At 69.2% G+C, this 7234-nt stretch carries 8 protein-coding genes and 3 pseudogenes; 10 read left to right on the top strand and 1 reads right to left on the bottom strand.

Annotated features, from left to right (window positions below; genetic code table 11):
• From KY469_21935 to KY469_21905, 7 genes and pseudogenes are all read left to right on the top strand, one after another.
• Positions 1-1891, top strand: a pseudogene (locus KY469_21935) (heavy metal translocating P-type ATPase).
• Positions 1892-2328: 437 nt separating this feature from the next.
• Entirely contained in the window at positions 2329-2997 is a 669-nt protein-coding gene (locus KY469_21930; protein MBW3665758.1) for a hypothetical protein, read from the top strand.
• Positions 2997-3206 carry a rhodanese-like domain-containing protein gene (locus KY469_21925; protein MBW3665757.1) on the top strand — a complete coding sequence of 70 codons (210 nt, stop codon included), beginning with the start codon at positions 2997-2999 and terminating at the stop codon, positions 3204-3206. Before KY469_21930 ends, KY469_21925 begins: the two co-directional genes overlap by 1 nt.
• 3 nt (positions 3207-3209) lie before the next feature.
• On the top strand, positions 3210-3692 hold the full coding sequence (locus tag KY469_21920; protein ID MBW3665756.1) for a CBS domain-containing protein: 483 nt from the start codon (positions 3210-3212) through the stop codon (positions 3690-3692).
• Positions 3679-3768 (top strand): annotated as a pseudogene (locus KY469_21915) (MerR family DNA-binding transcriptional regulator). The gene KY469_21920 and the pseudogene KY469_21915 overlap by 14 nt, the downstream one beginning before the upstream one ends.
• Positions 3762-4094: pseudogene (locus KY469_21910) on the top strand (MerR family DNA-binding protein). Before KY469_21915 ends, KY469_21910 begins: the two co-directional pseudogenes overlap by 7 nt.
• Positions 4091-5164 carry a cation transporter gene (locus KY469_21905; GenBank protein ID MBW3665755.1) on the top strand — a complete coding sequence of 358 codons (1074 nt, stop codon included), beginning with the start codon at positions 4091-4093 and terminating at the stop codon, positions 5162-5164. Before KY469_21910 ends, KY469_21905 begins: the two are co-directional and overlap by 4 nt.
• A gap of 306 nt (positions 5165-5470) precedes the next feature.
• On the opposite strand, the gene KY469_21900 is transcribed toward KY469_21905, so the two are convergent.
• The gene (locus tag KY469_21900; GenBank protein MBW3665754.1) at positions 5471-5866 is read right to left on the bottom strand and encodes a heavy metal-responsive transcriptional regulator; all 396 of its coding nucleotides are present in this window, start codon (positions 5864-5866) and stop codon (positions 5471-5473) included.
• Between the two features lie 124 nt (positions 5867-5990).
• Here KY469_21900 and KY469_21895 point away from each other — a divergent pair, with 124 nt between their 5' ends.
• The 3 genes from KY469_21895 to KY469_21885 all read left to right on the top strand — a co-directional run.
• Positions 5991-6644 carry a hypothetical protein gene (locus KY469_21895; protein MBW3665753.1) on the top strand — a complete coding sequence of 218 codons (654 nt, stop codon included), beginning with the start codon at positions 5991-5993 and terminating at the stop codon, positions 6642-6644.
• A gap of 32 nt (positions 6645-6676) precedes the next feature.
• Positions 6677-6967 carry a thioredoxin family protein gene (locus KY469_21890; protein MBW3665752.1) on the top strand — a complete coding sequence of 97 codons (291 nt, stop codon included), beginning with the start codon at positions 6677-6679 and terminating at the stop codon, positions 6965-6967.
• A gap of 127 nt (positions 6968-7094) precedes the next feature.
• On the top strand, positions 7095-7234 hold a 140-nt coding region (locus KY469_21885), incomplete at its 3' end, for a 6-phosphogluconate dehydrogenase (GenBank protein ID MBW3665751.1).

Genomic DNA, 7234 nt, shown 5'->3' with positions numbered 1-7234 from the left:
GGGTCGACGAGGAGGAGCTGGAACGGCTCGCGCACGTTGCCGGTGTTCTGCACGCGGATCGGCACCGACAGCTCGCCCTTCTGCGGCGTGGGCGTCGCGTCGGAGACGACGACGCTCGCGGAGCGCAGCGCCGAGCACCTGCTCGCGGTCCGGGGGACGTGATGGCCGCGGCCGATCTGAACATCGAGGAGCCGTACCCGTCGCTCGAGGCGGTTCGGGAAAGCTTCGCCGGCCTCGAGGAGCGCTTCCGTCGGGACGGCGACCGCCGCGCGGTGTTCGTCACCGCCTACCACCTGCTGTCCGACTACGTGTCCCAGGTCGTTCGGACCCGCTCATCGCAGGCGGTGCGCCAGCTGATGGATCTGCAGCCGGATACCGCTCGGGTCATCCGTGACGGGGACGAGGTGGAGGTTCCGGTCGACGAGGTGCAGGTCGGCGACCGGGTGCGGGTGCGTCCGGGGGAGTCGGTGCCGGTGGGCGGCACGGTGGTTGATGGCGCGTCGGCGGTGGACGAGTCGCTGGTGACCGGTGAACCCATCCCGGCCGAGAAGGTCGAGGGCGACGAGGTGATCGGCGGGTCGATCAACCAGACCGGCAGCCTTGTCGTTGAGGTGACGCGGGTCGGTGAGGAGTCGTTCCTGTCGCAGGTGGCCCGCTCGATCGAGGAGGCCCGAGCGTTGAAGCCGGGTGTGCTGCAGCTGGTGGACACGGTGCTCAAGTGGTTCGTGCCCGGTGTGCTGGCGTTCGCTGCAGGTGGCTTCCTCGCCTGGACACTTGGCCCGGTGCTGTTCGGCGGGTCGCCGAACTTCTTCCGGGCGACGTTCGCCGCCCTGGCGGTGCTCGTACTCGGCTACCCGTGTGCGCTGGGGATGGCGACACCGTTGGCGATGATCCGCGGCGGTGGGGAGGCCGCCCGCGAGGGGATCCTGATGCGGTCGGGTGAGGCGTTCCAGATCATGGGCGAGATCACCTCGATCGTGCTGGACAAGACCGGCACCATCACGAAGGGCGAGCCCGCCGTGCGTGAGGTCGCCGGCGTCGGCGGGCACGGCGACGACGAGGTACTGACAGCTGCTGCGTCGGCGGAGTCCGCCAGCGAGCACCCGTTGGCGCGGGCGATCGAGGACGCCGCTGAGCAGCGCGGACTGGAGGTTGTTCTGGCCGATGACTTCACCAGCCACACCGGCAAGGGGGTCGAGGCGACCGTGGACGACGCGCGGGTGCTGGTCGGCAAGCCCGGCTTCCTCGACGAGCAGGGCGTCGACCTCTCTGACGCCCGCGAGCGCTTCACGCGACTGGAGGAACAGGGCCTGACGGTCGTGGGGGTCGCCCGCGAGGGTGAGCTTCTGGGGATGGTCGGCATCGGCGATGAGACCAAGTCCGACGCCGCCGACACGATCCGCCGCATGAAGGACGCCGGCATCACGGCGGTGATGATCACCGGTGACAACCGGCGCACCGGCGAGGCGGTGGCAGACGAGGTCGGCATCGAACGGGTGCTGGCCGAGGTACTGCCCGACGACAAGGCCGTCGAGGTCCGTCGACTGCAGGAGGAGGGCCAGCGGGTGATGATGGTCGGTGACGGCATCAACGATGCGCCGGCCCTGACCCAGGCCGACGTGGGGGTAGCTATCGGGGCCGGCACCGACATCGCGATCGAGTCGGCCGACTCGTGATCATGAGCGAACGGTTGGGCGCGGTCATGGACGCCCGGGACATCGGGGTGCGCTCCTACCGCAAGACGAAGCAGAACCTCGGTCTGGCGTTCGCGTTCAACGGCATCGGCGTGCCCGCGGCCGCCACCGGTTTCGTGCACCCGATCTGGGCGATGGCCGCGATGATCGCCTCGGTCACCGCCGTGCTGGGCAACTCGTTCGCCGGACGGATGCTGCGTCGAGCCCGTGGCGAGGAGGAAGCTGATCCCGACGAACCGGTCGAGGAACGGCACCGCCGGGAGCATGACCACGGCGGGCTGGACACCTCCGAAGAGGCCGAGCACGTCGAACACGCCCACGAAGCCGGATCGACCAAGCACGACCAGCAGCAAGGAGAGGCGGCCGAGCGCACCGAAGATGTTCAACAGGCCGTCCACCAGGAGGCACGCACGTTCGCGCTGGAGGTCCCGATGCACTGCGGCAACTGCTCGCAGCGGATAGAGGACCGCCTCGGGGCGATGGAGGGCATCCGGAAGGTCCGCGCCGAACACGAGATCGACACGGTCACCGTCGAGCACATCCCGCAGGTGTTCGAGGGCCAGGTCCGCGCGAAGCTGCACGAGATGGGCTTCGACGTCGCCGGTCACACCGACCCCAGCGAGGACGCCGGCCGATGACCGACACGAGGCAGGGGGCGGCGTCCGACGACCTCGAGGCGGACCAGACGGCCTCGTGGCTGGACGCGGAAGTCGACGGGCGGCCAGTCAAGTTCTGGATCGCCGTCGCCTCAGTTATCGCCGTGGTCACGCTCGGCTTCGGCACCTTCTGGGTGTGGGGGCTGGACCGTGACATGCAGATGTCCGGCGACACGGCAGGTGACGACGGGCAGATGGCCGACATGCCGGCGACCGACGTGCGCCTCCCCCCGGTGCAGGGCTTCTACGACGGGCAGGTCATCTTCTTCGTGCACCCGGAGGCCTCTGACCCGGACGTGGCCGGGATGCTCACCGAGATGATGGGCGGCTCCCCGGTGCTCGTCGTGCCCGCCCTTGCCGAGACTCCGGAGGAGGCGCGCGGCGAGGTGTACGTGTTCACCAACGGCATCGAAGGCGACGGGCCCTTCGGCTTCCAGGCGGACGTGTTCCCCTCCGCGCCAGGCGACGATCGCTACAGGCCGCTGCGCAGGATCGTGCAGGTCGCCTGGGGTGACGAGACCCAGGCGCGGGAGCTTCGTTCCGCCGACGAGGTCACCGCCCCCGCCGCCGCCGGCGAGATCACTCTGGAGGAGACCGACGTCGTCGTGAACATGCCGTTGCTCACCTGGCCCCAAGGAGAACGCTGATGCCACAGTTCATCGACCGTGACCACGTCCAACGGCTCGTCGACGAGGACAACGCCGTCGTGGCGGAGGTGCTGCCGCGCGCCGAGTACGACTGGGCTCACCTCGCGGGTGCGATCCACCTGCCGCTGAAGGGCTGGGACGTCGAGAAGGTCCGGGCGAAGCTGGACCGTGAACGGCCGGTCGTCGTGTACTGCAACGACTACACCTGAGACATGAGCCCCCGGGCCGCGTGGCGGCTCGAGATGCTCGGCTACCCGACCTTCGACTACGTCGCCGGCAAGCAGGACTGGCTCGCGTTCGGCCTGCCCTACGACGGGTACGCGACCCTGGCCGGTGACCACGTCACGGAAGACGTGGCGACCTGCAGCGTCGACGACCGTCTCGGGGACGTCCGCGGCGTGCTGGGGTCGACCCGGTTCGGGATGCTGGCGGTCCTCAACGCCGACGGGATCGTGCTGGGGCGGCTGAACCGCACCGCTCTCGATGCGGACGAGGACAGCCCGGTCTCCGAGCTGATGCACGAGGGCCCCACGACGGTGCGCCCCAGCGAAGAACTGGAAGGACTGACCGAACGGATGGGCCGGGCCGACGTCGACGCGATCCTCGTGACCCACTCCGACGGCAAGCTGGTCGGGCTGCTCGAACGCGACGTCGCCGAGGAAGCCCTCGAGGAGGCCCACGATGCTGATCGGTGAGCTCGCCGACGAGATCGGCGTCAACCCCAAGACCATCCGCTACTACGAGTCGATCGGGCTGCTGCCCGAACCCCACGCACCGACGCCGGCTACCGCGACTACGGCCCCGACGACGCCGAACGGCTCGCGTTCGTACGTCGGGCCACCGAGCTGGACCTGCACCTGGGCGAGATCGCGGAGATCCTCGCACTACGCGACCGGGGCGAAACGCCGTGCGACTACGTCCTTGACGTGGCCCGCGACCGCATCGACGAACTCGATGAACGCATCAGCGACATGCGTCGCGCCCGTGACGAGCTCGTCCGCCTCCTCGAACGGTCCCTCGCCGACAGCGACGGAGACTACTACTGCCAGCTCATCGAACATCGCACGACCGACCGCACGGCACAGGATCAACGATGACCCGCGAGATCGCGCCACCGGTCCCGTCCGACACGTCGGGCGACGTCCAGGCCACCTTGCAGGTGCCCGTGCACGGAATGACCTGTCCGGGCTGTGCGAAGACCGTCCACCAGGGACTGTCCCGACTGCAGGGGGTGGAACGGGTGAGCGTCGATGCAGCCGCGGCGGTCGCCACGGTGACCGGCGACGTCGACGAGGTCACCGTGCGTCAACGGGTCACCGAGATGGGCTACGACCTCAGCCCGACCGACGAGGACCGGTCCTGGTCTGTGCTCCAACTCGCCGGTGTCGTCGCCGCCGTGGTGCTGTTCGTCGCGCTCGGACTGTGGGCGTTCACCCAGGTCTCGGGGGCGGTTGCTGGCACCGGAGCAGCCCAAGCGACGTTCGAGCGGGTCTCGCCGGTGGCGTTCGGACTGGCCTTCGTGCTCGGACTGGCGGCCGCGTTCGCTCCGTCCAGCCTGGCCATGACGCCGGCCGTCGTGGGCGCGGTGCTACAGGGGCACGCGCACTCACGTCGACGCGCTGCCGCTCTGGCCGTGGCGTTCGTCGGAGGGGTGCTCGTGGTCGACGCCCTTATCGGGGCGGTGTTCGCTGCCGGAGGCCATGCCGCGATCTCGTGGCTGGAAGCGCGCCTGGCTGTCTGGTTCGCGCTGATGTTCCTCGTCCTGGCCGTCCTGGCAGTCATCGTGCTCGGGCTGTGGCGTCCGTCCATGCCCAGCTTCACGCCTGACTTGCCCGCCGCCGACAGCCTCGGTGGGGCGTTCGCGGCAGGGGTCCCGTTCGGACTGCTGGCCTGTCCGTCGTGCACACCCCTGCTCCTACCGGTGATCCTCGGGGCCGTGGCCACCGGCAGCCCGCTGTACGGTGCCACGATCCTCGCGGCGTTCGGCCTGGGCCGTGGCCTGCCGCTGGTCGCGATAGGGACCTCCGCGGGTGCGACCCGGACCGCCAGATCGTTGCGCCGCTACGTCCCGGTCGTCGAGAAGACCGTCGGGGTGCTGCTCTCAGCCGGCGCCCTGTACTTCCTGTGGGCCTTCGCCATCACCGTGGCCGATCGCGGGCTCCTGTGACGGGCGGTGCCCTCGTCGCCTAAGGCGAGTCAGGGAGCACCGCTCATCGGTGGTGGTACGTATGACCGCCGACGGCGTTGTCGAGGTCGTCCGCGACGGCGACACCGATCACCCGACGCTCCTTCGCCGCCGTTGCCTCGGGGATGCTCATCGCGTCCGTGGGCTACGCGACCTTCTGTCTCCTCTGGTCGCGATCCCCGGCGTGACAGCTGCGATCGTGTTCCGAGAGATCCGTCGTCCGGTACGTCAGCCCTCGATGTGACACCTCGTGGGGGAGAGGGGCCGGGAACGGTCCGCTCACCCGGCCTATGCGTTTCCTTCGATGATGTGGCAGAAGCCGTCGCAGTCGTCGGGGTCCAGCCGGCCGCTCCGCTCGGCGAGCTCGGCCAGTGTTCCCCGGGTCGCACGCAGCTCGGCGATGCGCCGGTCGACCTCCTGGAGCCGACGGTCGATCACGTGGGCGACGTGAGCGCACGGTGTCTCGCCGCGGTCACGGATCGCGAGGACCTCGCCGATCTGGGCGAGCGTGAGCCCGGCCGACTGGGCCTGCTTGATGAACGTCACCCGGTCGACCGCGGCAGGCCCGTAGTCCCGGTAGCCGTTGGGCAGTCGTGCGGGTTCGTGCAGCAGTCCCTCGCCCTCGTAGAAGCGCAGGGTCTTGGCCGGGACGCCGGTCTCGTCGGCGAGCTCCCCTATCAGCATGCGGTCCTCCTCCCGACACGATCTGGCACTTGACCTTCTATCGTACTGGAAGGTCTACCGTCCATCGCGGCAACCGGATCCGTCCCGAGGCGGCCTCACCCGGCTGATCGACGAAGGAGGAGAGATGCCCACCGAGCCACCGGACCTCGACGAGATCGCTGCGACGTTACAGAAGGCGAACGTCGGACTCGAGCCCCGGGAGCAGCGACACGCACTGACGCTGCTGCGGACCCTCGCCGAAGGAACGCCCGTGGAGGTAGCGACGCTAGCGGAGCGCACAGACCAGGGGACGCGAGAGGCTGCCGCCTTCATCGAGGGTCGGCCTGGCGTGTACCGCGACGAGGAGGACCGGGTGATCGGGTTCTGGGGTCTGACCGTCGCGCACATGCCACCCCACGCGTACCGCGTACATGGGAGAGACCTCTTCACGTGGTGCGCCTGGGACCCGTTCATCCTGACCCCCTGGCTTGGCGGAGAGGCGGAGATCGCTTCCGCGGACGCCCGGAGCGGGGAGCCGATCGCCTTCCGCATCACCGGCGGCGAGGTGCGCGACCTGTCCCACGGTGACCTGACGTTGTCGTTCACGCTCCCCGACGAGTGGCGTGAGGACGTGATCGCGAAGTTCTGCCACTTCATCCACTTCTTCACCGATGAGGCCTCCGCTACCGCCTGGACCGACGCCAACCCCGACACGTTCATCCTGTCCCTGGCGGACGCGGTCGCGCTGGGTCGCGTCTGGGGTGAACAGACCCTGCCCGACCTCGATGGCCCGGCTTGAGCAGCCTCAGCCGAAGCGCGGACGGAGGGCGCATGCAGGTCACGATCCAGTACTTCGACGCTTGCCCGCACTGGCGGTTGGCGGACGAACGGTTGCGGACGCTCGCCGTTGAGATCGGGTTCGAACTGTCCCACGAGGTGATCGACACGCCGGAGGCGGCCGAGGACGCGGGGTTCCGGGGATCGCCGACGATCCTGGTGGACGGGGTCGACCCGTTCGCTGAGGGAGACGAACCGGTCGGGCTGTCTTGCCGGATCTACGACACCCCCGAGGGTCCGGCTGGAGCACCGACGGTCGAACAGCTCCGTGAGGTGCTGACGTGATGACGGGCCGGGGCGGGGGCAGGGAGAGCGGATGTAACGAGCCCTCCGAGGTGTTCCTACCGTGGAGACGAGGTGTAGACGAGAGGAAGGACCGTCTGTGAGGTTCGGCATCGTGGGTTTGGGTCGGATGGGGTCGGGGTTGGCCGGCAAGGCCCTGGCGGAGGGTCACGAACCGGTGGGGTGGGATCCCAGCGATGAGGCGCGTGATCGTGCCAGACAGGACGGGCTGCGCACGGTCGCGTCGCTGAGCGAACTCGTGGACGTCCT

This window comes from Actinomycetota bacterium (genome assembly GCA_019347575.1).
In the GTDB taxonomy this organism is placed as follows: domain Bacteria; phylum Actinomycetota; class Nitriliruptoria; order Nitriliruptorales; family Nitriliruptoraceae; genus JAHWKY01.
This window is presented reverse-complemented; position numbering and strand designations above follow the sequence as displayed.

What these genes read in the sequence shown, in the direction of transcription:
- KY469_21930 (MBW3665758.1), top strand. Translation starts at nt 2,329, where the DNA reads ATGACCGACACGAGGCAGGGGGCGGCGTCCGACGACCTCGAGGCGGAC.
- KY469_21925 (MBW3665757.1), top strand. Translation starts at nt 2,997, where the DNA reads ATGCCACAGTTCATCGACCGTGACCACGTCCAACGGCTCGTCGACGAG.
- KY469_21920 (MBW3665756.1), top strand. Translation starts at nt 3,210, where the DNA reads ATGAGCCCCCGGGCCGCGTGGCGGCTCGAGATGCTCGGCTACCCGACC.
- KY469_21905 (MBW3665755.1), top strand. Translation starts at nt 4,091, where the DNA reads ATGACCCGCGAGATCGCGCCACCGGTCCCGTCCGACACGTCGGGCGAC.
- KY469_21900 (MBW3665754.1), bottom strand. Translation starts at nt 5,866, where the DNA reads ATGCTGATAGGGGAGCTCGCCGACGAGACCGGCGTCCCGGCCAAGACC.
- KY469_21895 (MBW3665753.1), top strand. Translation starts at nt 5,991, where the DNA reads ATGCCCACCGAGCCACCGGACCTCGACGAGATCGCTGCGACGTTACAG.
- KY469_21890 (MBW3665752.1), top strand. Translation starts at nt 6,677, where the DNA reads ATGCAGGTCACGATCCAGTACTTCGACGCTTGCCCGCACTGGCGGTTG.